We start from the raw sequence: 23,586 nt of genomic DNA, 5'->3' as shown, positions 1-23,586 counted from the left end.
GCCGGGTGGCTCAATAGGCAACCCGCTTATAGTACCGACGGGTGGTCAGCGGATGATTGCGCATGATCTCGAGATGCGCGCTGATGCGTTCCAGCATGGTTGCAAGCAGCACCGGCGAAATCAGCGCGCGGACCTCCTTTGATATCCCCGACAACGTGAATTCCGCCGTATCCAGCACGATGAGCCTTTCCGTGTAGTTCGGGGCGAAGTTCTGAACGCGCTCGGCCACTGGCCGGAAGGCGTCCTCGCCCTTAAACAAGATAACGCTGACGTCCTTGTCGACCAACTCCAGCGTGCCGTGGAAGAAATCGGACGCATGGACCGGGCGCGTGCGGATCCACTGCATTTCTTCAAGGATGCACATGCCGTAGTAGAAGGCCTCCGGCCAGACATTTCCGGCGCCTGTGATGATGTGATAATCAGACGATGCGAACGCCGTCGCATAGGCTTCGGCCTTGGCCTCGAAATCGCGCTTCACCTCCAGCAGAAGTTTGGGAAGTGTCGTCAGCTCCCTGACTATGCTGTCATAGTTGGAGATTTCACCTCGATGCTTCATGATCGACAGAGCGATAATAAGTGACTGCAGATAGAAGGATTCACAGGACGTATCATCCTCGGCGAAGTTGACGAAGACATGGTCGCCGCCTTTGCCGAGAGGCGTTTCCTCATGCCCGACCAGCGTCAGCACGGTGGCGCCGATCTCCTTGAGCTTGGAGAGCATGGCGACGCTCTCTTTTGTCGTCCCGGAAAGCGAAGGCATGACGACGATGGATCTTGCAGTCAGGTTGACAGAGGAGGAAATATAAAGCTCAGCCGTCAGATCGATGAAGGTTGGGAAGGACGAATTGCGCTGCAGCAATTGGGCCGCCGGCTGCATGAGAATGGCGGCGCCGCCAGTTCCGAGGAAAAATACATTCTGCGCACCCGCGGCGAGGCAGGTACCAATCACGTGGTCGAGGCGCTGGGCCAGCGCCAAGGCGCCGGACTGAATACGCAGGAACCGCTCTTCATCAAAATTCAGCATGAGTGTCTCTCGGTTGATGACGTCGCATGGACGCGCTTTGGGGTGTAGCTTCGCCGATCCAGCAAAGTTGTAAGACAACTGACATCATCGAGTCTAACTGTCAAGACGTTGATCATGCGATCATTGGTGCCTACGCGTGCACTGGCAGAGTTGGAGAAGCCTTCGACCTTGCATGAAAGCCTTGACCAAGCGATATTTGTCAGACAAGACGGTGGATGTGATGAAATTGTTGTGAGAGGGATGAATTGGACGAGTCTATTCGCGATACGCGCACCATCGTGATCCAGCTTCGCGACCGTATCGCTGACCTCATTCAAAGCGAGGGACTAAGGCCCGGCGAAAAATTGCCAACCGAAGCCCAGCTGACGCAGCGCTTCAACGTTTCCCGACCCGCCCTGCGCGAGGCATTGAAATTGCTCGAGCAGGAGGGCGATATCTATGTCGAGCATGGCCGCGGCCGTTTTGTCTCCGCAATGTCGGCCGTCCACGTCGATCGCCCGATCACGGTCTTCGAAAGCGTCACCGACATGGCGCTCGCCTACGGCTATAAGACCGTGAACAAGGTGCTTTCCATCTCCGAAGAAATTCCCGATGCGACGGTCGCCCAGCATTTGCGGCTGGACGATAAGGAGACGGTCATCCGTCTGGAGCGGGTACGCCTCGAGAACGATAATCCGATCATGTATTGCCTTGACTTCGTACCACGTCGTATCGTTCCCGCTCGGCTATACGATATCGACTGGAGCGGATCGCTACTGTCTCTGCTGGAGCAATACCGGCACCGCCCCCGAATGTCGTCCGCGTCCGTTAGCGCCGTCATGCTTCCCCAACAGGTGGCTGAGCGCCACGATCTCAAGGATTTCGGCCCTGCCCTCCTCATTACTGAAACCTGCTTTAATGATGTCGGAGTTCCCGTGATCTACGCCGTCGACTATCATCGCGGCAGCCACTTCACCTTCAGCTTGGTCCGGAAATAGCGCGCTATCTTAAGGCCGCTAATGCGCTCAATCAAAGGATAGTCAAACGGCACCCCAATGAAGCGGATCGAAACCTTCGGAGAGGTTGGCGACTTCGCTAAGCGTGAACTTGTAGGCGGCAAGCATAGCCGGCGTCGTGATGCCCGATCAGGCGATCCTCCTGAATTCGGCGGTATAGGGTTGCAAGTCTTCCGCCTTGAGATTCACGCCAAGGCCTGGCAGGTCCGGCACGCTGATCGTTCCATCGACATTCAGGACAGGTCTTTGCGCAAGATCGAGCAAGGGATTGGGACCGACGTCGAATTCCAGATAGGGAAAATGCGCTTGCCCACCGCCTCTATGTTCCGGCAATGTCGAAACAAAGTGCAGGGCGGCATGCAAATTGACGATACTTCCCCAGACATGCGGTATAAGCGGTCGATCGTAAAGGTCGGCGAGTAGGCCTACCTGTGAGACCCCGGTCAGCCCGCCGCAGATCGCTATATCGGGTTGCAGGATATCCAGGCATCCGCCCATTAGGAACGGGAGGAACGCCGATGCATTGGTGAATGTCTCTCCGCCAGCAAGCGCGGTTGCGGCATGAGCAGCGAAAGCATGATAACCGCCGATATCCGTCGGCTTAGTCGGCTCTTCGATCCACAGCAGTTCGGCATCTTTCATGAGATCGGCGGTTCGCATGGCGCGCCGGGCCGAGCAGGACTGATTGAAGTCGACCATCAGATCTCGATCAGGGCCGATTTGCCGTCGAGAGGCGAGGACCGTCTTGGCATCTTCTTCAACCGTGTATCCGCTTCTCAGCTTGATGGCCCGAAAGCCCGCCTCGAGATATCCATCGATCTCCCGCTCAAAGTCGCGGTAAGGATGTCCGCCAGGCTTGAAAAACGGCCCGCTTGCATAGGCCGTCACCCGTTGACGCCGGGCGCCGCCAATGAGCGTGGACACCGGAATCTTGTAGGCGCGCGCGGTCAGATCGTGCAGCGCCATATCCAGGGCGGCGATGGCAGGTGCGGCGGTTTCTCCCTCGACGGCCTGCCGCAAATTTCGCCACACCGACAATATGTGGGAGGGATCCTGCCCGAGTATCCGCCCCGCGAGCTGAAACTCGATGGCGGCAGCCGCGGTTCTGGGCGCGAGCCAAGCCTCCCCCCAGCCCGTCAGGTCACCGGCCGCGACTTCCACCAGCAATGTTTCCCGCTTCGCAAAGGAGACCAGCGCGTTGCCGATTGGCTCCGGCAACATGGCGACTAGATGATAGAGGCGTATTTCGTCGATTTTCATGATCATGCCTTTGTCGGAGTCTGGCCCCGACCGAGCGGGGAAAGGAGCTCTCGCATGCTTCTGCCGAGAATGAGGATGAGACTGGCGGTGATCGCCATGACGATCGCCAGGAATATGAGTGCTCCCTGAAAGCCGCCCGTCGCGTCGCGAACCCAACCGATAATCGAGGGCCCAAAGAAACCGCCGGTACTGCCGACCGAGTTGATGAGTGCGATTCCAGCAGCGGCGGCGGTGCCCGTCAACAGCGTCGATGGGAATGTCCAGATAGTCGGCGACGCGCCGCCAATTCCGGCCGCCCCCAGGGTCAGGCCCACCACCGAAACAACCGGATTGCCCGAGAAGGCAGCGATCAGAAATCCGAGAGCGCTCACCATAAATGGCCCGGCGGCATGCCAGACGCGCTCGTGCCTGCGATCCGAACTCCGGCCCACCACGATCATTGCAACTGCCATGAAAGCAGATGGAATAGCAGCCATAAAGCTGGTCTGCAGATTGGAGAGGCCGAATTGCTTGATGAACTGCGGCATCCAGATGGCAATGCCGGTCGTGCCCATGACCAGCCCGACGGCAATCAGACACATCAACAATACCTTGGGATCGAAGAGCGCCTGCACGGCGGAAAAACGTCCGGATGCTTCCTGCATCTGCCGATCGCTTCGCAGGGCGTCGACGAGCCAGCCCCGTTCATCGTGGGTGAGAAAGCGCGCCGTTTCAGGTAATTCCGGCAAGGCGAAGAGGACCACGAAGCCCATGATGAATGCGGGCAACCCCTCGATGAGGAACATCCACTGCCAGCCATGGAGGCCTGCCACGCCGTCGAACCCCTGCAAAATCAATCCGGATAGCGGCGCACCGATTACCGAGGCCAAAGGAACGGCGACATTGAAGAGCGCGAAGGTCGAGCCACGATATGCTCTCGGAAACCAAAGCGTAATGTAGAAGATGATGCCCGGAAAGAAACCGGCTTCCGCGGCACCGAGAAGTACCCGGATCACATAGAAGCTGGCGGGCGACCAGACGAATGCGGTGAGCGCCGAAAGAATGCCCCAAGTGATCAATATGCGCGCAATCCAAAGCCGCGCCCCCACCTTTGCAAGCATGAGGTTGCTCGGCAGCTCGCAAAGAACATACCCGAGGAAGAATATTCCCGCGCCAAAGCCGAAAGCGGATGCGCTGAAGCCAAGATCGGCGTTCATGGTCAGTGCCGCAAAGCCGATATTCACGCGGTCGAGAAAGGCCGCGAAATAGCAAAGCAGCAGGATCGGAATGACCCTCCTCCTTACCTTGAGAATGATATCCGAACGCTCAGTCATGATCTTGCTCCTCCCCAGCGGCCCTTCACATGCCGTCGAGATATTTTCATATAATCATTTATTTTCCTGAGCAAATTTGTTATTCTGAGCTCGTCATATAGGTTTTTTAAATAATGCGGATCACCTTTGCCCAGATTGAGGCCTTCTATTGGACAGCCCAGCTGGGCTCGGTCCAGAAGGCGGCGGACCAGCTTCACGTTGCCCAACCCACGGTATCCCTGAGAATCAAGGAGCTGAGCACGACGCTCGCGAGCGACTTGTTTCACAGGGGAAGCCGAGGGCTGGAAATCACGGCGCAGGGACGCGACCTGCTGCCACGCGCGGCAACCATCATGGCCGAGATGCGGGGCATCAAGGAGCGGGAGTTCGATCCGAAGGTTGTCGGTCCACTGCGCGTAGGTCTTGCGGAAGGTTTCGCCGTCACCTGCCTCGCACCATTACTTGCCGGATTGTCCGGCGATCATCCTGCCTTGGAGCCCGAGTGGACGGTCACGACCAGTACGCTCTTGGAGGGGATGCTGATCGACAACCGGCTGGACGTGGCGGTGCTGTTGAATCCGCTGGGCGACGAGAAGCTCGATCTGCGGCCGCTCGGACCTCAGCCGACACAATGGGTCGCTCCGAGGGCGTGGCACCTGCCGGGCGAGATCACACCCAAGGTGCTGGCCGACAGGCCGATCATTTCGAACCCGCCACCATCCGCGATGTACCGGCAGGTGACGCATTGGTTTGCACTTGAAGGCTTGAAACCGGAGCGCATTATTATTTGCAACAGCGTCGCGGTCATTGGCGAGCTGGTTGCCGCGGCTCTTGGCGTCGGCATTCTACCTACGTCCATTGCCAACCGCTATGTGGCGGCCGGAACGGTCCAATCCCTTTCCTGCACGCCGGATATCGAGAACGGAAGGCTCTTCATCGGGTTTCGAGCGGATATAATCGATGCCAAGATATTCGCTTTCGAAAGGACGACACAGCGCGTGCTGCGCGAGATAAGATATCTTTCCGTCTGAAATAGTGTCCGGGTCTCGCGCCTGTTATTCGATCGCTGCTCCTCCGTCGGGTCCAGTTTGCTTTCGGTCCTGCAGCAAAACGTCGGGACAGAAGCATGGCGGGTCCGAGATCCAAGAACTCACGCTGTCGGTTTCAATGCGGAACTGAGCCGAGTAACTTCTCGGGGCTCATCCTCGATTTCCGTGATTCATCGGCAGCATTCTCTCTCATCAGTCTGGGCCGCGCGGCCGTCCATGGCTCGCTTCGGCATCTCGAGGCGCTTGATCCGCCCTTCGGATTGACCATTGTTCCAAGGACGTTTCTTCAAAGCATCGACCTTCCCAGCATGACGATCTGTCAGCAGGCGGCGCGGCCTTATGCAAAAGCCGCGATCTCCATAGATGAGATCACATGGCTGGTGTCAGATCGCGAACGGGATCTGAAACATGCGCATCGGGAGGCGGCAGATGTTCACCTTAGCTTGCCCATCGATGGACCCAAAACGTTTTGACTTGACTCCCAAAACGTTTTGGAGAATCTTTCTTGCTGTTTTGGAGGATGATCTTGGCCAATCTCAAGCAGCTCGCGCAGTCGCTCGGACTGTCGATCACCACGGTTTCCCGTGCACTCGATGGTTATGACGATGTCTCTGCCGCGACCCGCAAGCGGGTCAGAGAGGCCGCGGACATAGCTGGTTACCGTCCCAACGCATCGGCGCGCAGGCTCAGAAAACAACGCGCGGAACTGGTTGCCGTCACGCTGCCGAGCGACCCCGGCCATATCGGTCCGCCGCATTTCCTCGACATGCTCTCCAACTGTGCTGAACATCTTGCAAGTGCTGGCCTCAATCTCGTCATCGCACCCGTGCCACGCGGTGAGAGCGAACTCGACATCTGCCGTCGGTTCGTTGATGGCCGCCGCGTCGATGCCATGCTTCTCGTCCGCACCAGGCGACGGGATGAACGCGTCGAATTTCTCCAGTCGCGTGGCATTCCCTTCGTCACCAACGGCCGCACCGAAAGCCTCGTGCCGCATCCCTATATCGACGGCGACGGCTTTGCCGGGTTCCACGCGGCAACGGTCCGCTTTCAGGCCGCCGGCCACCGCCGCATCGGCCATGTTGCCGGGCCTCAGGAATATTACTTCGCGCATGCGCGCCGCACGGGCTGGAAGGCCGCGATGGATGAGGCAGGTCTGAATGCCGATCTCTGCGCCGAAGGCGCGCCCACGGAACAGGGCGGTTATCTCGCCGCACTGGAATTGCTACGGCAGCCTTCGCGGCCCACTGCGCTCGTTTGCTCCACGGACGAAATGGCGATCGGAGCGCTGAGGGCGCTACGCGAGATCGACGGCGGCGACGCGATCAGCATTGTCGGTCACGACGACCTGCCGACGGGCGCTTTCACCAGCCCTTCCCTCTCGACCATGCGCATGACCGGCGAAAACCTCGGCGCGAGCTTCGCCTCGCTGCTGTTGCGGGCGATCGCCGGCGAGCCCGCGGAGGAACTGCAGGAGCTTCACGCGATCGAATTCATTGATCGCGACAGTCATCGCCGTCCAATGAAGGCGGCATGATCCGACACAGTGCATCACAGATAAAAACAATGAAGGAGGAGAGAACATGAAACGCATCACGTCATTCGGAATTCTGGCTTCCACTGTGCTGGCCTTTGCTTCGCCGGTGCTTGCCCAGACGGTTTTCGTATCCACCCAGCTTCGCCCGATCGAGGAGGCAACCGTCGTGCGGCAGGACCTGCTGAAGGATGCCGGCAAGGTGGATTATGTGGTCGAGGAACCGCCGCAGTTCGCCGTACGCATGGAAGCGGAGGCCAAGGCCGGCAAGCACACCGTCAGCCTGATCGGCGCGCTGCACGGTGAGCTTTCGCCACTTGCCGACAAGGATCAGCTCGAACCGCTTGATAATCTCGCTAAGACGCTCGCTGCCGGCGGCATGCCGCAATCGCTCCTCGACCTCGGCAAGCTCGGCAAATCCACCCAGCAATACATTCCGTGGATGCAGGCGACCTATGTCATGGCCGCCAAGAAGGAAGCCCTGCAATACCTGCCAAAGGGCGCCGATATCAACGCCATCACCTACGATCAGCTGATCGAGTGGGGCAAGAACATGCAGCAGGCGACTGGCCAGCCGCAGATCGGCTTCCCGGCCGGTCCCAAGGGCCTGATGGCACGTTACTTCCAGGGTTATTTCTATCCGTCCTTCACCGGCGGCGTAGTACGCACCTTCAAGAACGCCGATGCCGTGGCAGGTTGGGAGAAACTCAAGTCGCTCTGGGCCTATGTAAACCCCAACTCAACCAATTACGACTTCATGCAGGAGCCGCTGGCCGCCGGTGAAGTCATGGTCGCCTGGGACCATGTCGCCCGCCTGAAGAATGCCATTTCCGCCTCGCCAGACGACTATGTCGTATTCCCGCCTCCGGCCGGCCCCAAGGGGCGCGGATACATGCCCGTTCTCGCCGGCCTTTCGATCCCGAAGGGCGCCCCGGATGCGGCGGGCGCGATGAAGATCATCGAAACACTGACGAGCCCGAAGATCCAGCTGCTCACCGCGTCCAAGGTCGGCTTCTTCCCGACGCTGAACGTCCAGCTGCCGCCGGATCTCGATCAGGGCATCGCGCTTCTCGCCGGTGCCGTCACCAAGACCCAGGCCGCCAAGGACGCGGTGATCTCGCTTCTCCCAGTCGGCCTCGGCGACAAGGGCGGCGAGTTCAACAAGATCTATATGGACAGCTTCCAGCTGATCGTGCTGCAGAACCAGCCCGTTGGCGACGTGCTCGCCAAGCAGGGTGCCGTCATGGCCAAGCTGATGACCGACACCAAGGCTCCCTGCTGGGCACCGGACGCCAAGAGTGACGGCCCCTGCCCGGTTCAATAATCCTCCCTGGGTGCCTGGGCGCGAATGCCCGGTCATTCTTTCCGCAACCCTGCTTTTCGAGGCGGGAGCCCATGACCCAAAACCGACCCTGGATCCCCTATCTGCTGATCCTGCCATCCGTCGTTTTCCTCGGCCTGCTTTTCATCGTGCCGCTTGTGCAGACGATCTGGCTGGCGGTCTCGGATGACGGCGCGCCGTCGCTTGCAAACATGCAGCGCATGGTAACGGACATCAATTTCATCCAATCGGTGCGCAACACCTTCCTGCTGACGATCGTGGTCGTACCGGTCCAGATCGCCATCGCGCTCGCCATGGGTACGATGGTCGCCAAGATCGGCCGCGGGCGGGAGACGATCCTTTGGATTTGGACGATCCCGCTCGGCATTTCGGACCTCGCCGCCGGCCTCGTCTGGCTGTCGATCCTGCAGAATACCGGTTATTTCAACTCGCTGCTCTTCAGCCTCGGCGTGATCAGCCGCCAGGCGAGTTGGCTCTCTTACCAGACGCCGGTCGCGCTTTTCGTCGCCATCGCGGTGGCGGAGATCTGGCGCGGCACGGCGATCGTCATGGTCATCATCGTCGCCGGCCTCAACCAGGTGCCGAAGGAGTTCAAGGAGGCCGCCGAAATTTTCGGAGCTGGTCCATGGACGCGCTTCTGGAAAATAACCCTGCCGTTGATCCGCCCGGCGCTGCAATCGGCCCTCATCCTGCGCACCGTGCTCGCCTTCGAGGTCTTCGCGGTCGTATACGCACTGGGCGGCCGTAATTTTCCGGTCCTCGTGGGCGAAGCCTATAACTGGCAGAACCAGAACCAGAATTACAGCGTCGCGGCCGCCTATGCGGTTCTGATCATGGTCATCTCGCTTGCCGCAACCTTCGTCTATCTCAAGGCCTTCAAGGTCGATCCGGAACGCCTGCCATGAGTACACAAGCCATCAGCTCCGAAGCAGCAACAGCCAATCTCGCAAGCTTCGTTTCATCGCGCCGCTGGTTGCTCTGGAGCGGTATCGCCGCGCTTTGCGCCTGGGTTCTGGTGCCGATCTATCTCGTGGCGCTAGGCGCGCTCGGCGGACGACAGGGCGTCTACATTTGGCCGAAGACCGGCCTGCCGACCGGCATCTCGCTCGAACCCTTCATGCTCTTCCTGCAGACGGAAGGGGTCGTCCGCTCGTTCCTCAATTCGCTGGGCGCCGCGGGCATCACGGTAGCGCTCTCCATCCTGCTCGGGGCACCTGCCGGTTATGCGCTCGCCCGATACAATTTTCCGGGCAAGGACAGCTACCGGCTGCTGGTTCTGCTGACGCGCGCCTTCCCGCTGGCAATCCTGGCGCTGCCGCTCACCGTCTCCTTCATCCGGCTCGGCCTTTACGATACGATCGTCGGCGTCGGCCTGATCCATACGGTCCTGGCGCTCCCCTTCTCCGCTCTGGTGACCCAGGGCATTTTCCTCGGTGTCCCGAAGGAGCTGGAAGAAGCCGCATGGGTTTTCGGCTGCACCCGCATCCAGGCCTTTTTCAAGGTCGTGGCGCCGCTCGCCTTGCCGGGGATCGTCGCGACGGCGGTCTTCGCGTTCGTCATCTCGTGGAACGAAGTCTTCGCCGCCTCGGTGCTGACGGTGCGCAATCGCACGCTGACCGCCTATCTGCTGACGGTGCTTTCCGAAAGCCCGATGCATTACCGCTTCGCCGGCGGCCTGATGCTCATCCTTCCCTCTGTTGTCTTCATCTTCGCGGTCAGGCGCTACCTTTTCGCGATCTGGGGTATTTCCTCTAAATAACGGGACCAATTCCATGGCCAATATTGTCATCGACCGTGTCCGCAAAAGTTTCGGGGCATTCCAGGCCCTGAGAGAGGTCTCGCTGACGATCAACGACGGTGAATTCGTCTCGCTTCTCGGCCCGTCCGGCTGTGGCAAGACCACGCTCCTGCGCATCATTGCTGGTCTCGAAACCGCATCCGGCGGCGATGTCCGCATCGGCGACAAGTCGGTTCTCGGGCTCCCTCCCAAGGACCGCGGGCTCGCCATGGTCTTCCAAAACTACGCGGTCTTCCCGCATATGACGGTCTATGAAAACGTCGCCTTCGGGTTGCGCATGCAGAAGGCGGATGAGGCACGCGTCAAGGCGCAAGTCGAAAAGGCCGCCGGCCTGCTGCATATCGAGCAATATCTCGACCGTTACCCGAACAAGCTTTCGGGCGGCCAGCGCCAGCGCGTCGCCGTTGCCCGCGCGCTTGCCGTCGAGCCCAAGGTACTCCTCATGGACGAACCGCTCTCCAACCTCGATGCGCTGCTTCGCCTCGAAATGCGCACCGAACTCAAGACGGTGCTGCAGTCGGCCGGCACGACGACGATCTACGTCACGCACGACCAGACGGAGGCGATGGGCCTTTCCGATCGCATCGCCGTCATGCACGGAGGGATCGTAGAGCAGGTCGGCTCGCCGGTCGATGTTTACAATCATCCCGCAACGCGCTTCGTCGGCGGGTTCATCGGCAATCCGCCGATGAACTTCATCAAGGTCCCCGTCCTGAACGGCCAGGTCGCTGCCGGGATCGAGCAACTGAATACACCGCGGGAAGCCGGCAAGGAGATCATCCTCGGCCTGCGCGGCGAGGCGGTCGAGCTCGCGGGCCTGCCCGAGGGCCTTGAAATGAAAGTGCGGGTCGCCGAACCGATGGGCTCGCACCTGCTCCTGACCGGCTCGATCCACGATCAGCCCGTCCGCGTCATCCTGCCTGCCTCCGAAACCGTCAGGAGCGGCGATACGATCGGCCTGAAGCTCGATCGCAAGCGCATCACCTGGCTTTCCGCCGAAAGCGGCCAATCCTTTCCGCCCGTGACGGCCTAGGGGCGTCCCTCCCCAATACCGGAGTACCCACATGAACCTGCATATCGATCAAGCCAAGCGCATTCTCGTCGCCAATGACCGCGGCGGCTATACGGTGCCGACGGACCGGCTCTATCCCTTCCAATGGAACTGGGATTCCGCCTTCGTCGCCATGGGCTTCGCGCTCTACGATACGGACCGCGCCTATCGCGAACTGGAGCGGCTGGTCGAGGGCCAGTGGGCGGACGGCATGATCCCGCATATCGTCTTCCACCAGGCGAGCGATACCTATTTTCCAGGCCCGAACGTCTGGCGCACCCACCACACGATCCCCACCTCCGGCATCACCCAGCCGCCGGTTTTCGCCATCGCGCTGCGCAAGCTGCACCAAGCCACCGGTGACAAGACCCGCACCCTGCCGCTCTACGAGGCGGCCCTGAAATGGCAGCGCTGGTGGTATGCGGCCCGCGACCCGCAAGGAACAGGCCTCGTTGCCCTGCTCCATCCCTGGGAAAGTGGCAGCGACAATTCTCCCGCATGGGACGTCGCGCTCGCCCGCGTTCCCACCACCACCGACACGCCGGTCGTGCGCAAGGATACCGGCCACGTGAACGCTTTGATGCGTCCCCGCAACGAGGACTATCAGCGCTTCATCCACCTGGTTGATACCTATGCCGCCTGCGCCTGGGAGCCAGCTAGACAGTGGGCGAAGGCATCTTTCAAGGTCGCCGAGATCCAGACCACCGCGATCCTGCTCAAGGCCGGCGAAGACCTTGCTGCACTTGCCCACGAATTCGGCCGCATGGAAGACGCGTCCGAGATCGCCGCGCTCAATGAAAAAACTCGTAACGCGATCCTCGCCCAGTGGCGACCCGATCTGTCGCGTTTCGTATCCCGCGATCTCGTTTCTGGCCAGGATATCGTGGCGCCGACACAGGCGGGCTTCATCCCGCTTCTGTCGCTCGATCTCGACAAGGCAGTCGTCGGCGCTCTCGCCGATGAAATGAAGGCTTGGTCCAAGGGGATGAAAGTCGCCTTCCCGACAGTAAAGCCCGGCATCGACAGCTGGGAGCCGAAACGGTACTGGCGCGGCCCGGCCTGGGCGATCATCAACTGGCTGCTGATCGACGGCCTGAAGCGCAATGGCCGCGTAGATGATGCCGAGAAGCTGCGCAAGTCGACCATCTCGGCGATCGAGGCGGAGGGTTTTGCTGAATATTTCGACCCGGTCACTGGTGAAGGCTGCGGCGGCCTTGGCTTCTCCTGGACGGCGGCAGCGTATATGTGGCTTGTGGCGTCATAAATTTAGGTACCAGTCGCGCCCGCGCATCAATCTCAGGTCATGCATCAGCTTAATAGATTTGGGCCAGAAGCAATCGCAATCTCCGGTACTGTTTGCAGCTGAACGGATTCGACCCAGCGACCTATAAATATTCTGTTTTTTCACGCGGCCGGGGACGACGGATCGGTGCCCTCACTCAGAATTGCGAGGTACGGGCCATAGCTGAAGACTCTCCCGCGCTTGCGACCCGTTATTTCCTTGATGATGTCGAAGCGCTCCAAGTCTGCCAGCGCCGCTTTAGCTGCGGGTCCGAATAGGCCTGGCGTTGCGACACAGCGCCGTTGACCAACCTCCGAACCGTAGCGATAGGTTGCTCGCCGGAGGTTGCAAAAGCAGTGCCGTCGTGGCCGCGCGTGAGCAGATTCAACGTCTGTTGCTTGGAGTTATTTCGTGCGCCGTCGCCAGTCAAGCAATCGGGCCTCGACAAGTCCAATCGCAACCGCGGTCAGATATCCCAGCACACCGAGCAGGATCACGCCAGCATAGAGGTCCGGGGCACGAAACGAGCGTGCGGCGAGCAGAATCCAGTTACCGAGTCCATCCCGACCTGCAATCATCTCACATACGATTGACAGGATGAGAGCCACCGTGAGCCCGAGGCGCATACCAGCGAGAATATCCGGGCTCGCCGATGGCAATGCAATCTTGCCGATCACGGCCACTCGCGAAAGTTTTAGCGCTCGCCCGACCTCATAGAGGCGCGGTTCAACCCCCGAAAAACCATGCACGGTGGCAAGGAGCACCGGCCAAAGCGCGCCGAAGGCGATCACGGCAAGCACCATGCCGTCCGACAGGCCGAGTATCGCGATGGCCACGGGAATCGTCGCGGAGGCCGGCAGCGGGCGAAGGAACTCCAGCATCGGCGAAAGATAGGCGCGCAGGCGCGGAGAGGTGCCGATGGCGGCGCCTAGAATAATGCCGAGTAAGGAGGCGATCAGCCATCCCCAGAACATCCGCCCCACTGTCGAGAGCAGCTTTCTCCCGAGATCGCCGGTCATGAAGCCTTTCATCAAAGCGCCCCAGGCGCGATCCGGCCCGGGCAGGAAAACGGGGCTGACCAGTTTATATTCCGCCAGCATCTGCCATGCCCAGACGAGGAGAACGGCGATCAGAAAGCTCAATCCGAGCCAGAGCACGCGCCAGGCCTTCATGTAATGGTCTCCACTCGTCCGATGCGGCCAAAAAATTTGTTCTGCACCAGCGACAACAGACCGTTCAGCCCCCATCCCACGATACCGATCCAGACCAGATATGCGAGCATAATGGCTGGCTGCAGGGCCTGCTGCGCGATCAGGATGCCGTAGCCCAGTCCGATTGGATTGACGGCGATTTCGACTGTGACGGACACGACAAGCGCAATCGCCGCCGCCAAACGAAATGCGACCATGATGCGCGGTAGCGCTGCGGGCAGCACGATCTTTCGCAGCTGGCTCCAGGTCGACAGCCTGAGTGCTCGCGCGACTTCCATCAGTCGCGGCTCGATGCCACCCATTGCCGAGCGAGTCAGGATCATGATCGGCCAAAGGCAGGAGAAGGCGACAATGGCGATCTCCATGCGATAACCGAAACCAAATAGCAGCATGGCGATCGGCAGAACCGCGACCGACGGAATCGGGCGTACCGCTTCCACAGTCACCTCCATCAGACGATCCACCGTCTCGACCAGACCAAACAGCATGCCGAGTATCAAACCGATCACTCCGCCGAGAAACAGGCCGACACCTGCGGTCACCAGCGTATCACGCGTTGCAGCCAGCAGTGATCCGTCAACCAGGATCCGGACTAGAGCAGCAGCGATGTCGCTCGGTGCAGCAAGCGACAGAGAATCCGATTCACGGGTCCGCATGCCGATTTCCGCCGCAATCAGCAGCGCTCCCGGCACAACGAAACCTTTCCATCGGCTAGCGCTCATGGTTCAGCCTTCTCAATGAAATCGAACAGCGCGCGCCGAAGCCGCAGGAATTCGGGCATTTCGCGGGTCTCGAGTTGATTGCGCGGGCGGGGCAGATCTACCGGCTGGTCGATGCCGATGCGGCCGGGATTAGGCATGAGGCCAATGACCCGGTCGCCGAGATAGACCGCCTCCTCCAGGTCATGGGTCACGAAGAAGACGGTCGTCCCTGTTTCCGCCACCAGCGAGAGCATCTCGTCCTGCAGGCCCTGTCGGGTCATGGCGTCGAGAGCTCCGAACGGTTCGTCCATCAGCAACACGGCCGGCTCCTGGGCCAGACAGCGGGCAATCTGAATGCGCTGCTGCATGCCACCCGACATCTCCCCAGGATATTTATCTTCGTGTCCCGCAAGCCCAACCTTGGTGAGAAGTGGCCCGATGCGGGCCTGCCGCTCGCCACGCGGTACGCCGGCCGCCTCAAGCGCCAGCGAGATATTCGCGGCCGCCGTGCGCCAGGGGAGTAGCGCCTTGGCGTAGTCTTGAAAGACGATCGCCACGTCCTGCCGTGGGGCGGTCAGCGGGGCGCCGAGCAGCCTCACCGTGCCGGCGCTCGGACGCACGAGGCCCCCGGCCATGCGAAGCGCCGTGGTCTTGCCGCAGCCCGAAGGCCCGATGATGCAGACGATTTCGCCGCGGCGGACGTCGAGGCTCAATTCGGAGATGATGACCCGGCCGCCATAGGCAAGGCTCACCCCGTCGAAGCTTATCACCGACTGCGCGGCATCTCTGCTTATCGCCGTTGGATTGGCTGTCACGGCCATGTTCATGTTTCCCCTTATGTTTCTGTTCGGCCGTAGACGACATCGAGGGTTTGGGCGAGATGGCTGGCGAGCTCGGCCTCGGCCTTGTCGAACCGCCGCGCCAGAACGACATCGGCAAGCGCCTTGTGGGCTTCCAGGAAAGCATCGTGATGCGGCGCAAGGCGACTCATCATCACCCGTCGGTAGCGATAAGCCTGGTAATACAGATCATCGTGTATTCGCAGCAGGCGCTCCGAGCCGCAGGCTTCGAGCAACGCCCGATGGAAGGCTTTGTGCAGGCGGTCGAACTCCGGAGTTCCTTCCCGCATCGTCTCAGGATCGCGTTCGACGGACCGGACGAGACGGTGGAGAGCCGACAGGATGCCCGCCTCCCATTCATCGCCTCCCTGCTGCATTGAAAGCCGCAGGGCTTCCAGCTCAGTCAGGGTTCGCACGAGCGTGATGTCGGCAAGATCGGCTTTCGAAACACCGGCGACCCGGAAACCTTTTTGGCCGACGGCCGAAATCAATCCTCTCGAGACAAGACGAGACAGACCTTCCCTGAGCGGCGTGGCACCGATGCCGTAACGCTCGGAGAGGGCCTGAATACCGAGGCGTTCCCCGGGCGGCCAGATGCCCGACAGAATATCGTGCTCGACAACCGCCGCGGCGCGCTCGCTCAAGGTATCGGAGGCCGTCGCAGCCTCCCCGAACAGTGGATTGATTTTAGCTTCGATCATTTCTGGATAAGTGTCGCCGTATCCGGCTTTCCCTGCAGCATATTCTGCTCGCTCATGGTGCTGACCCACCAATCAAGTTGTTCCTGATCGATCCCTGGATCCGCAACAGAAAGCTTCATCTTCGAAAGCACGTCCATCGAAATCTTCGTGAAATTGGCGATGGCTTTCCGGCCCTTGTCGGGATACTCGTTGACGATCTTCGCGCCTTCCTGGATGGAGGCCCGGAACGCCTTCAAGGCATCCGGATTCGCATCCGCCCAGACACGAGTGGACGCATAAAGGATCTGCGGTCGGCGCTCCGGCAGCTTTTCGAGGAAATAGCCCGCGATCTTGCCTGTGCCGCTCGCCAGAATGCGCGACATGAACGGCTCGGCCCCGACCACGGCATCCACGGCTCCGGATTTCAGTGCATCGCTCATCGTCGGAAAGGTGACCTCGACGAAATTCACCTGTTTGGGATCGACGCCGTTATCGATCAGCCACTTGGAGAAAAGGACCTGGAGGAAGGCCCCTATACCGGGTGCGCCCACCTTCTTGCCAACGAAATCCTTCGGGCCCCTGATCCCGCTTGCCGGCGCGGCGATCACCCCTGCCGAGTCATAGGTACTGTTGGCGGTGGAACTGGCTCCCGCCACCGCGACGAGATCGAGCCCGCCATCGATGGCCTGCAAGAAGACGGACGGCGTCGGCCCCCCGATCTGGATCGAGTCCGAGAGCAGGGCCGCGGGAATGTTGGAATTCAGCCCTATCAGCGTCAGACTGACGTCCAGACCGTTCTTCTTGAAGATGCCCTCCTGCAGCGCCACCGCGGCGGATGCGCAATCCGTCGTCGCCGTGCAGCCGATATTGACCTTCGTCTGCGCCGTAGCATTGTCCGCCCACGCAGCAAGTACCAGTGCCGCTCCGAACGCGGCCCTCGCGAAAACCGTCATTTAAATTCCTCCCAAAATCCCGCTTCCCAATCGGGATGATATCAAATATCGATATAGTCACAAAATATATATGATCGCAAGTCGGAGGAGACTGATGAAACTGGCGACTTTTCGAAACGCGGACGGTTCCCCACGTGTCGGAATCGTGCATGAAGGCGATACGCGCCTATTCGACTTGACACACGCGGCCGAGCTTCACAGTGACAATGCGCGAAGCTTTTCTTCGATGCTGGCGCTGATCGACGGCGGCGATGGCGCGCTTGAGGAAGCCCGGCGCCTGTTTGCCGAACACGGCGACAACGCCGCGCTCGGGCTGCCGGTCGGTTCGGCCGAATTGCTGGCGCCGCTTCCCGAACCGCGTCAGATGCGCGACGGCATGAGCTACGAAACCCATATACGGCAGTCGGGCCGAGGCATGCGGCGGCTGATGGCCGCGGGCGACAGCGAGGCCATTGCGGCCATAGACGCCGAACCGCTTGCGCCGCTTGCGGATATCTATCGTCAATTGCCGATCTACTACATCACAAACCGGCTGATCGTGGGCGGCCCCGGCGCCACGGTGGCATGGCCCCGTTATTCCAGGGTGATGGACTACGAGCTCGAATACGGCATCGTCGTGGGCAAGACCGCCGCCAATATCAGCGTCGAAGACGCCCGAGACCACATCTTCGGTTACACGATCTTCAACGACTTTTCGGCGCGCGACCAGCAGGGCAAGGAAATGCCGGGATGGCTCGGCCCGGCCAAGGGCAAAAGCTTCGACGGCGCCAACGTTCTCGGTCCTTGGATCGTGACCCGGGACGAGATACCCGATCCCTATTCGCTGAAGGCTGCCGTCCGAGTGAACGGCGAGGTCCGTTGCGAAAGCACGACGGCTGGCATGCTCTTCAGCTTCGAGCAGATCCTGGCGCATATGTCGCAGGACGAAACCGTCCATGCTGGCGAATTTATCGGCTCGGGCACGATCGGCAACGGATGCGGCCTGGAAACCGGCCACTTCCTGGAGGACGGCGACATCGTCGAGTTGGAGATCGAGAAGATCGGCATCTTGAAGAACAAGGTCGTCCGGCAATTCGCCTGACGCCATATTGCGCGAACGCATCGCCTTGGGAGGAAACAATGGCGCACCGTATCATCGACCTTTCAGTCCCGATTGCCAACGACATCCCGGCCGACCCGCCGATCCAGATTCCGTCCGTGAGCTATATCGACCACGTCCAAAGCCTCGACCAGATCCTGTCCTTCTTTCCAGGGTTGAAGGCCGAGGACCTGCCCGAAGGAGCAGGCTGGGCGGTTGAAAAAGTGGTGCTTTCGACCCACAACGGCACGCATCTTGACGCGCCGTGGCATTACCATCCGACGATGAACCATGGCGAACCGGCCTGGCGTATCGACGAGGTGCCGCTCGAATGGTGCTACCAGCCGGCGGTGAAGCTCGACTTCCGCCATTTTCCCGACGGTTATGTCGCCACGGCGGCCGACGTCGAAGCCGAGCTGAAGCGTATCGGCCACGTGCTGAAGCCCCTGGAAATCGTCGTCGTCAACACATCCGCTGGCATCAAGTTCGGCCAGCCGGACTATGTCGCAAGCGGCTGCGGCATGGGCTATGAAGCGACCATGTACCTTCTGGACCGGGGCGTCCGCGTCACCGGCACGGACGGCTGGAGCTGGGATGCTCCGTTCGTGCATACCGCAAAAAAATATATCGAGACCGGGGATGCATCGCTGATCTGGGAAGGCCACAAGGCCGGCCGGCACACCGGCTATTGCCATATCGAAAAGCTGCACAATCTGGAGGAACTCCCCTCGGCCGGCTTCACGATCAGCTGCTTCCCCGTCAAGATCGAGCGAGCATCCGCCGGCTGGTGCCGCGCGGTAGCGATTATCGATAACTGATACCGGATCGCTTGGGTGCTCGTCGGCCGACGAGGAGCGGAGTTGACGAAGTCCCTTTCGACGCCTCCTACTCACCGCTTATTTTTAAACTCGTCTGGTGTTGTGTAGTGCGGAAAGCCTGCATTCCGGTCAGGTTGAAGCACATTATACCTACAGGGTATTATAATAAACCTATTCAGTGTTGGACGATCCTTCGGCCGCGGCGCACATTTGCGTCATGAACACGGTTTTCGCACCCATTGCTCAGAACGCACCCATGGCCCCGGTCATCGACGGGGTGGAAACCTTGCTGATCGACCTGCCGACCATCCGGCCGCACAGGCTCTCCGTCACGACGATGCATGGTCAGAGCCTGATGCTGGTCAAAATCCATTGCAGCGACGGCATCGTTGGCATTGGCGAGGGAACGACGATCGGCGGGCTCTCCTACGGCGGGGAAAGCCCGGAGGGTATGAAACTCGCGATCGATACCTATTTTCAGCCGGCTCTGATGGGCCAGGACGCCACCCGTATACAGCTCCTGATGGCGCGCGTCGGTAAAAGGATCAAGGAAAACCGCTTCGCCAAATGCGCCGTCGAAACGGCACTGCTGGATGCGCACGGCAAGCGTCTCGGCTTGCCGGTCAGCGAACTCCTGGGAGGACGCGTACGCGACCGGTTGCCAGTCGCATGGACACTCGCCTCCGGCGATACGGCCACCGACATAGCCGAGGCCGAGAAGATGCTCGACCTTCGCCGCCACAGGATTTTCAAGCTGAAGATCGGCGCCAGGACGCTCAGCGAAGACATCGCGCATGTCGCGGCGATCAAGCGCGCGCTTGGGGACCGCGGTGCGGTTCGCGTCGACGTCAACATGGCCTGGAGCGAAACCGAAGCGGCCTACGGCATGGCCGCGCTTGCTGATGCGGGCTGCCAGCTGGTCGAACAGCCAGTCGCTTCCGCGGCGGCATTGACGCGGCTCGTGCGCCGCTTTTCCATCGCCCTGATGGCCGATGAATCCCTACAGGGTCCAGAAACCGCTTTCGAGCTCGCGAAGACCAACGGCGTGGATGTCTTCGCCATCAAGATCGAGCAAAGCGGCGGCCTCTTCAATGCGCAGCGCGTCGCGTCCATCGCCGATGCAGCCGGCATCGAACTCTATGGTGGCACCATGCTCGAGGGCGTCGTTGGGACCGCCGCTTCCGCTCACGTCTTTTCCACTTTCGCCAATCTGCAATGGGGAACGGAACTCTTCGGGCCGCTGCTGCTGACCGAGGAAATTCTCGCGACGCCGCTAGACTATGGCGAATTCGAGCTCGCCGTTCCAAATGGGCCAGGCCTCGGCATCGCGCTCGACGATGAGCGCGTGAAATTCTTCCTGCGCGATGGGCCGCGCAAGACCGTCAGCGTCGCTATGTAAAGGATAGGGGTCATGCTTTTTCTCGTGCGAATGGACGTTAACATCCCCTGGGATCTCCCGCAGACCGACGCGGGTGAGATTATCGCTAGAGAGAAGGCCTATTCTCAGGAACTGCAGCGCAGCGGCAAATGGCGGCATATTTGGCGCATTGCCGGCGAATACGCGAACCACAGTATTTTCGATGTGAAGGACAATGAAGAGCTGCATGCGATCCTGAGTGGATTGCCGCTGTTCAAGTTCATGACCATCAAAGTCACGCCGCTTTTGCGGCATCCGTCGTCGATCCGCGACGACGACACCTGAGGCGACGACCCGCAAGAGGGCCTTGCCGCTCGCAGGGTCTTCGAAGCGGCTATCGCAACGATCGGAAAAGAGGAGGAGTACGACATGAGTGTGAGGATTTTTGACAGGCCTGACGTACAGGATTTCCTGAAGGTGCTCAGCGGCCTGACCAATGATGGCGGCAATCCGCGCGTCAAGCAGGTCATCCACCGGCTGGTGTCGGATCTGTTTAGGGCGATTGACGACCTCGACATCACACCCGACGAATACTGGACGGCGATCGCCTGGCTGAACGAACTCGGCGCGGCCGGCCAGGCCGGCCTCATCTCGCCCGGCCTCGGGCTGGACCATTTTCTCGACGAACGCCTCGATGCCATCGACGACGCGCTCGGCATCAAGAACGAGACGCCGCGCACGATCGAAGGGCCGCTCTATGTGGCCGGCGCGCCGGTCGCGCACGGCTTTGCCCGCCTTGACGACGGCACCGATGCCAACGGCCACGCGCTCATCATGCACGGCACCGTCCATGGCGCCGATGGCAAGCCGCTACCCGGCGCAAGCGTCGAGGTATGGCACTGTGATACCCGTGGCTTCTATTCGCATTTCGACCCCACGGGAAAGCAGGCCCCGTTCAACATGCGTCGCACGATCATCGCCGACGTCAACGGCTGTTACAAGTTCCAGAGCATCGTGCCGCATGGCTATGGCGTGCCGCCGGGCAGCCCCACCGAAAAGCTGCTGTCGGCACTCGGCCGCCACGGCCAGCGCCCAGCTCATATCCACTTCTTCATCAGCGCCGACGACCATCGCAAGCTGACGACCCAGATCAACATCGCCGGCGATCCGCTCGTCAATGACGACTTTGCCTATGCGACCAGGGACGGCCTCGTGCCCGAGGTCACCGAACGCACCGACGAGGCCGGTATCAAGGCCAATAATCTCAGTGGCCCCTATGCCGAAATCAAGTTCGACTTCCATCTGACAGCCCTCGTCAACGGCGTCGACAACCAGATCAACGAGCAGCGCAAGCGCGCGGCAGCCTAACCGCATGACGCGGTGGCCGGGACGGCCACCGCCCCTCTCTTCATCATCGACATTGTTGCTAGTGCCGCGCCGAGGCGCCGCGAGCGGGAGAAAAACCATGTCTGCGATCATCGATAAGGCCCGAGATCTCGATCATCTGCTTGCAACCGCGGTGCAGGATGACAAGGAGGCGGGAATATTCCGCTGCCGCCGCGACATCTTCACTAATGAAGACCTGTTCGAGCTGGAGATGAAGCATATCTTCGAGAGCAATTGGGTCTACCTGGCGCATGAAAGCCAGATTCCAGATAACAACGACTATTACACCACCTATATCGGCCGCCAGCCCGTGGTCATCACTCGCGACAAGACTGGAGAGCTGCATGCCGTCATCAATGCCTGTGCTCATCGCGGCGCCATGCTCTGCCGCCGCAAGCATGGCAACAAGGGCAGCTTCACCTGCCCCTTCCACGGCTGGACCTTCTCCAACACCGGCAAGCTGCTGAAGGTCAAGGACGAGAAGACGACGCAATATCCCGAGCAATTCGCAAAGGATGGCTCGCACGATCTCAAGCGGGTGCCGCGTTTCCAGAGCTATCGCGGCTTCCTCTTCGGCAGCTTGAACGGAGACGTTGCCTCACTGGAGCATTATCTCGGCGCAGCCAAGGTCATCATCGACCAGGTCGTGGATCAGGCGCCCGAGGGCCTGGAAGTCCTGCGTGGCAACTCGTCCTACATCTATGACGGAAACTGGAAGCTGCAGATGGAGAACGGTTGCGACGGCTATCACGTCAGCTCCGTCCACTGGAACTACGCCGCCACCATGGGACGGCGCAACGAGGAGGGCACGAAGGCCGTCGATGCCAATGGCTGGAGCAAGTCCATCGCCGGCGTCTACGGTTTCGAGAACGGCCATATCCTGTTGTGGACCCGGGCGATGAACCCGGAGGTCAGGCCGGTCTATAACCGTCGCGACGAGATCGAAACCCGCATGGGCGCCGACAAGGCGGATTTCATCATCAACCAGACCCGCAATCTCTGCCTTTATCCGAATATGTTCCTGATGGACCAGTTCAGCACCCAGATCCGCGTGACCCGCCCCATCAGCGTCGACAAGACAGAGATCAGCATCTTCTGCTTTGCGCCGAAGGGCGAAAGCGAGGCGGATCGCACGCTTCGTATCCGGCAATATGAAGACTTCTTCAATGTATCGGGCATGGGTACCGCAGATGACCTGGAGGAATTCCGAGCCTGCCAGGCCGGTTACGCCGGAACGACGGCACTATGGAATGATCTGTCGCGCGGGGCGCCCCTCTGGATCGACGGCCCGGACGAGAATGCCAGGCGGATGGGCCTGGAGCCGCTGCTGTCAGGGGAACGCAGCGAGGACGAGGGACTGTTCGTCCGCCAGCATGAATATTGGGCGAAGGTGATGCGCGAGGCGCTCGCGGCCGAGAAGGAAGGAGTCCTCTCATGAGCATTTCCTATGACGAGATCCGCGCCTTCCTCTATCGCGAGGCGCGACTGCTCGATGATCGCGAATGGGATGAATGGTTGACCTGCTATGCACCGGATGTCGAATACTGGATGCCGGCCTGGGATGATGACGATCAACTGACCGAGGACCCGGATAGCCAGATATCGCTGATTTTCTATCCAAGCCGGGACGGGCTGGAAGACCGGGTGTTCCGTATCAAGACCGAGCGCTCCGGTGCATCGACGCCTGAACCACGCACCAGCCACAACGTCACCAATGTCGAGGTATTGGCTCGCCGCGAAGCGGAGGTCGACATTCGCTGCAACTTCCACACGCTCAATCACCGCTACAAGGTGACGGACCAGTTCTTCGGAACCATGTTTGTCACCTTGCGCAGGAGCGGCGATCAACTGCTGATCTCAAACAAGAAGATCGTGCTGAAGAATGACTACATTCGCCAGGTCATCGACGTCTATCACATCTGACAGGCATCTCCTG

24 protein-coding genes and 1 pseudogene are annotated in these 23,586 nt (G+C 60.3%); 16 read left to right on the top strand and 9 right to left on the bottom strand.

The genetic code is table 11. From position 1 onward, the window contains the following. Nucleotides 1–10: 10 nt before the first annotated feature. Nucleotides 11–1,024 carry an SIS domain-containing protein gene (locus FBZ97_RS27005; protein WP_145322928.1) on the bottom strand — a complete coding sequence of 338 codons (1,014 nt, stop codon included), beginning with the start codon at nt 1,022–1,024 and terminating at the stop codon, nt 11–13. A gap of 245 nt (nt 1,025–1,269) precedes the next feature. On the opposite strand from FBZ97_RS27005, the gene FBZ97_RS27000 reads away from it, so the two are divergent. Further along, nucleotides 1,270–2,001 carry a GntR family transcriptional regulator gene (locus FBZ97_RS27000; protein WP_113420271.1) on the top strand — a complete coding sequence of 244 codons (732 nt, stop codon included), beginning with the start codon at nt 1,270–1,272 and terminating at the stop codon, nt 1,999–2,001. A gap of 147 nt (nt 2,002–2,148) precedes the next feature. Here the strand turns inward: FBZ97_RS27000 and FBZ97_RS26995 are convergent, their stop codons facing one another. Beyond that, nucleotides 2,149–3,285 carry a mandelate racemase/muconate lactonizing enzyme family protein gene (locus FBZ97_RS26995; RefSeq protein ID WP_145322926.1) on the bottom strand — a complete coding sequence of 379 codons (1,137 nt, stop codon included), beginning with the start codon at nt 3,283–3,285 and terminating at the stop codon, nt 2,149–2,151. Then, nucleotides 3,282–4,592 (bottom strand): MFS transporter, encoded by a 1,311-nt coding sequence (locus tag FBZ97_RS26990; protein WP_145322924.1) that lies wholly within the window; start codon nt 4,590–4,592, stop codon nt 3,282–3,284. The genes FBZ97_RS26995 and FBZ97_RS26990 overlap by 4 nt, the downstream gene beginning before the upstream one ends. Before the next feature lie 113 nt (nt 4,593–4,705). On the opposite strand from FBZ97_RS26990, the gene FBZ97_RS26985 reads away from it, so the two are divergent. The 8 genes from FBZ97_RS26985 (at nt 4,706) to FBZ97_RS26950 (ending at nt 12,609) form a co-directional block, all read left to right on the top strand. Beyond that, complete coding sequence (locus FBZ97_RS26985; RefSeq protein ID WP_145322922.1) at nt 4,706–5,602, top strand: LysR family transcriptional regulator; 897 nt, start codon at nt 4,706–4,708, stop codon at nt 5,600–5,602. Nucleotides 5,603–5,697: 95 nt separating this feature from the next. After that, nucleotides 5,698–6,093, top strand: coding sequence for a hypothetical protein (locus FBZ97_RS26980; protein ID WP_145322920.1), 396 nt, complete (start codon nt 5,698–5,700; stop codon nt 6,091–6,093). A 53-nt stretch (nt 6,094–6,146) separates the two neighbouring features. After that, on the top strand, nt 6,147–7,157 hold the full coding sequence (locus tag FBZ97_RS26975) for a substrate-binding domain-containing protein (RefSeq protein WP_113352308.1): 1,011 nt from the start codon (nt 6,147–6,149) through the stop codon (nt 7,155–7,157). Nucleotides 7,158–7,203: 46 nt separating this feature from the next. After that, on the top strand, nt 7,204–8,478 hold the full coding sequence (locus FBZ97_RS26970) for an extracellular solute-binding protein (protein ID WP_145322918.1): 1,275 nt from the start codon (nt 7,204–7,206) through the stop codon (nt 8,476–8,478). A 71-nt stretch (nt 8,479–8,549) separates the two neighbouring features. Then, nucleotides 8,550–9,401, top strand: a complete 852-nt coding sequence (locus tag FBZ97_RS26965; RefSeq protein ID WP_145322916.1) for a sugar ABC transporter permease — start codon at nt 8,550–8,552, stop codon at nt 9,399–9,401. After that, complete coding sequence (locus tag FBZ97_RS26960) at nt 9,398–10,255, top strand: carbohydrate ABC transporter permease (protein ID WP_145322914.1); 858 nt, start codon at nt 9,398–9,400, stop codon at nt 10,253–10,255. The genes FBZ97_RS26965 and FBZ97_RS26960 overlap by 4 nt, the downstream gene beginning before the upstream one ends. Before the next feature lie 13 nt (nt 10,256–10,268). Next, nucleotides 10,269–11,327, top strand: coding sequence for an ABC transporter ATP-binding protein (locus FBZ97_RS26955; protein ID WP_145322912.1), 1,059 nt, complete (start codon nt 10,269–10,271; stop codon nt 11,325–11,327). 31 nt (nt 11,328–11,358) lie between these two features. Then, the gene (locus FBZ97_RS26950) at nt 11,359–12,609 is read left to right on the top strand and encodes a trehalase family glycosidase (protein WP_113352182.1); all 1,251 of its coding nucleotides are present in this window, start codon (nt 11,359–11,361) and stop codon (nt 12,607–12,609) included. A gap of 140 nt (nt 12,610–12,749) precedes the next feature. On the opposite strand, the pseudogene FBZ97_RS35120 reads toward FBZ97_RS26950, so the two are convergent. The 6 genes and pseudogenes from FBZ97_RS35120 to FBZ97_RS26920 form a co-directional block, all read right to left on the bottom strand. Beyond that, nucleotides 12,750–12,884, bottom strand: a pseudogene (locus tag FBZ97_RS35120) (Fic family protein); the annotation flags it as partial. Between the two features lie 147 nt (nt 12,885–13,031). Continuing rightward, nucleotides 13,032–13,799, bottom strand: a complete 768-nt coding sequence (locus tag FBZ97_RS26940) for an ABC transporter permease (protein ID WP_113352183.1) — start codon at nt 13,797–13,799, stop codon at nt 13,032–13,034. Further along, nucleotides 13,796–14,560: an ABC transporter permease gene (locus FBZ97_RS26935; RefSeq protein WP_113352184.1), complete on the bottom strand. Its 765-nt coding sequence runs from the start codon at nt 14,558–14,560 to the stop codon at nt 13,796–13,798. The genes FBZ97_RS26940 and FBZ97_RS26935 overlap by 4 nt, the downstream gene beginning before the upstream one ends. Then, the gene (locus FBZ97_RS26930) at nt 14,557–15,360 is read right to left on the bottom strand and encodes an ABC transporter ATP-binding protein (RefSeq protein ID WP_113352185.1); all 804 of its coding nucleotides are present in this window, start codon (nt 15,358–15,360) and stop codon (nt 14,557–14,559) included. The genes FBZ97_RS26935 and FBZ97_RS26930 overlap by 4 nt, the downstream gene beginning before the upstream one ends. 14 nt (nt 15,361–15,374) lie before the next feature. Beyond that, entirely contained in the window at nt 15,375–16,079 is a 705-nt protein-coding gene (locus tag FBZ97_RS26925; protein ID WP_113352186.1) for an FCD domain-containing protein, read from the bottom strand. Beyond that, nucleotides 16,076–17,011 (bottom strand): ABC transporter substrate-binding protein, encoded by a 936-nt coding sequence (locus FBZ97_RS26920; RefSeq protein ID WP_113352187.1) that lies wholly within the window; start codon nt 17,009–17,011, stop codon nt 16,076–16,078. The genes FBZ97_RS26925 and FBZ97_RS26920 overlap by 4 nt, the downstream gene beginning before the upstream one ends. Nucleotides 17,012–17,105: 94 nt before the next feature. Here FBZ97_RS26920 and FBZ97_RS26915 point away from each other — a divergent pair, with 94 nt between their 5' ends. The 7 genes from FBZ97_RS26915 to benB all read left to right on the top strand — a co-directional run bounded on the left by FBZ97_RS26915 (nt 17,106) and on the right by benB (nt 23,573). Beyond that, entirely contained in the window at nt 17,106–18,092 is a 987-nt protein-coding gene (locus FBZ97_RS26915; protein WP_113352188.1) for a fumarylacetoacetate hydrolase family protein, read from the top strand. A gap of 38 nt (nt 18,093–18,130) precedes the next feature. Then, nucleotides 18,131–18,907, top strand: a complete 777-nt coding sequence (locus tag FBZ97_RS26910) for a cyclase family protein (RefSeq protein ID WP_113352189.1) — start codon at nt 18,131–18,133, stop codon at nt 18,905–18,907. A 256-nt stretch (nt 18,908–19,163) separates the two neighbouring features. Continuing rightward, complete coding sequence (locus FBZ97_RS26905; RefSeq protein WP_113352190.1) at nt 19,164–20,306, top strand: muconate/chloromuconate family cycloisomerase; 1,143 nt, start codon at nt 19,164–19,166, stop codon at nt 20,304–20,306. Between the two features lie 12 nt (nt 20,307–20,318). Then, the gene (catC, locus tag FBZ97_RS26900; protein WP_113352191.1) at nt 20,319–20,609 is read left to right on the top strand and encodes a muconolactone Delta-isomerase; all 291 of its coding nucleotides are present in this window, start codon (nt 20,319–20,321) and stop codon (nt 20,607–20,609) included. 84 nt (nt 20,610–20,693) lie between these two features. Next, nucleotides 20,694–21,632: a catechol 1,2-dioxygenase gene (gene catA / locus FBZ97_RS26895; protein WP_113352192.1), complete on the top strand. Its 939-nt coding sequence runs from the start codon at nt 20,694–20,696 to the stop codon at nt 21,630–21,632. A 97-nt stretch (nt 21,633–21,729) separates the two neighbouring features. Further along, nucleotides 21,730–23,088 (top strand): Rieske 2Fe-2S domain-containing protein, encoded by a 1,359-nt coding sequence (locus FBZ97_RS26890; protein ID WP_113352193.1) that lies wholly within the window; start codon nt 21,730–21,732, stop codon nt 23,086–23,088. Next, on the top strand, nt 23,085–23,573 hold the full coding sequence (gene benB / locus FBZ97_RS26885; RefSeq protein ID WP_113352194.1) for a benzoate 1,2-dioxygenase small subunit: 489 nt from the start codon (nt 23,085–23,087) through the stop codon (nt 23,571–23,573). Before FBZ97_RS26890 ends, benB begins: the two co-directional genes overlap by 4 nt. Nucleotides 23,574–23,586: the final 13 nt, after the last annotated feature.

This window comes from Rhizobium sp. ERR 942 (assembly GCF_007828395.1).
In the GTDB taxonomy this organism is placed as follows: domain Bacteria; phylum Pseudomonadota; class Alphaproteobacteria; order Rhizobiales; family Rhizobiaceae; genus Rhizobium; species Rhizobium dioscoreae.
Note: the sequence above shows the minus strand (reverse complement) of the source record. Positions and strands in the feature narration are given on the sequence as shown.

Bases quoted from the DNA above. Each gene is read 5' to 3' on its own strand.
- FBZ97_RS26990 (WP_145322924.1), bottom strand. From the start codon at position 4,592: ATGACTGAGCGTTCGGATATCATTCTCAAGGTAAGGAGGAGGGTCATT.
- FBZ97_RS26980 (WP_145322920.1), top strand. From the start codon at position 5,698: ATGGCGGGTCCGAGATCCAAGAACTCACGCTGTCGGTTTCAATGCGGA.
- FBZ97_RS26935 (WP_113352184.1), bottom strand. From the start codon at position 14,560: ATGAGCGCTAGCCGATGGAAAGGTTTCGTTGTGCCGGGAGCGCTGCTG.
- FBZ97_RS26940 (WP_113352183.1), bottom strand. From the start codon at position 13,799: ATGAAGGCCTGGCGCGTGCTCTGGCTCGGATTGAGCTTTCTGATCGCC.
- FBZ97_RS26995 (WP_145322926.1), bottom strand. From the start codon at position 3,285: ATGATCATGAAAATCGACGAAATACGCCTCTATCATCTAGTCGCCATG.
- FBZ97_RS26960 (WP_145322914.1), top strand. From the start codon at position 9,398: ATGAGTACACAAGCCATCAGCTCCGAAGCAGCAACAGCCAATCTCGCA.
- catC (WP_113352191.1), top strand. From the start codon at position 20,319: ATGCTTTTTCTCGTGCGAATGGACGTTAACATCCCCTGGGATCTCCCG.
- FBZ97_RS26965 (WP_145322916.1), top strand. From the start codon at position 8,550: ATGACCCAAAACCGACCCTGGATCCCCTATCTGCTGATCCTGCCATCC.
- FBZ97_RS26925 (WP_113352186.1), bottom strand. From the start codon at position 16,079: ATGATCGAAGCTAAAATCAATCCACTGTTCGGGGAGGCTGCGACGGCC.
- catA (WP_113352192.1), top strand. From the start codon at position 20,694: ATGAGTGTGAGGATTTTTGACAGGCCTGACGTACAGGATTTCCTGAAG.
- FBZ97_RS26950 (WP_113352182.1), top strand. From the start codon at position 11,359: ATGAACCTGCATATCGATCAAGCCAAGCGCATTCTCGTCGCCAATGAC.
- FBZ97_RS26920 (WP_113352187.1), bottom strand. From the start codon at position 17,011: ATGACGGTTTTCGCGAGGGCCGCGTTCGGAGCGGCACTGGTACTTGCT.
- FBZ97_RS26985 (WP_145322922.1), top strand. From the start codon at position 4,706: ATGCGGATCACCTTTGCCCAGATTGAGGCCTTCTATTGGACAGCCCAG.
- FBZ97_RS26955 (WP_145322912.1), top strand. From the start codon at position 10,269: ATGGCCAATATTGTCATCGACCGTGTCCGCAAAAGTTTCGGGGCATTC.
- FBZ97_RS26910 (WP_113352189.1), top strand. From the start codon at position 18,131: ATGGCGCACCGTATCATCGACCTTTCAGTCCCGATTGCCAACGACATC.
- FBZ97_RS26915 (WP_113352188.1), top strand. From the start codon at position 17,106: ATGAAACTGGCGACTTTTCGAAACGCGGACGGTTCCCCACGTGTCGGA.
- FBZ97_RS26890 (WP_113352193.1), top strand. From the start codon at position 21,730: ATGTCTGCGATCATCGATAAGGCCCGAGATCTCGATCATCTGCTTGCA.
- FBZ97_RS26905 (WP_113352190.1), top strand. From the start codon at position 19,164: ATGGCCCCGGTCATCGACGGGGTGGAAACCTTGCTGATCGACCTGCCG.
- FBZ97_RS26970 (WP_145322918.1), top strand. From the start codon at position 7,204: ATGAAACGCATCACGTCATTCGGAATTCTGGCTTCCACTGTGCTGGCC.
- FBZ97_RS27005 (WP_145322928.1), bottom strand. From the start codon at position 1,024: ATGCTGAATTTTGATGAAGAGCGGTTCCTGCGTATTCAGTCCGGCGCC.
- benB (WP_113352194.1), top strand. From the start codon at position 23,085: ATGAGCATTTCCTATGACGAGATCCGCGCCTTCCTCTATCGCGAGGCG.
- FBZ97_RS26930 (WP_113352185.1), bottom strand. From the start codon at position 15,360: ATGGCCGTGACAGCCAATCCAACGGCGATAAGCAGAGATGCCGCGCAG.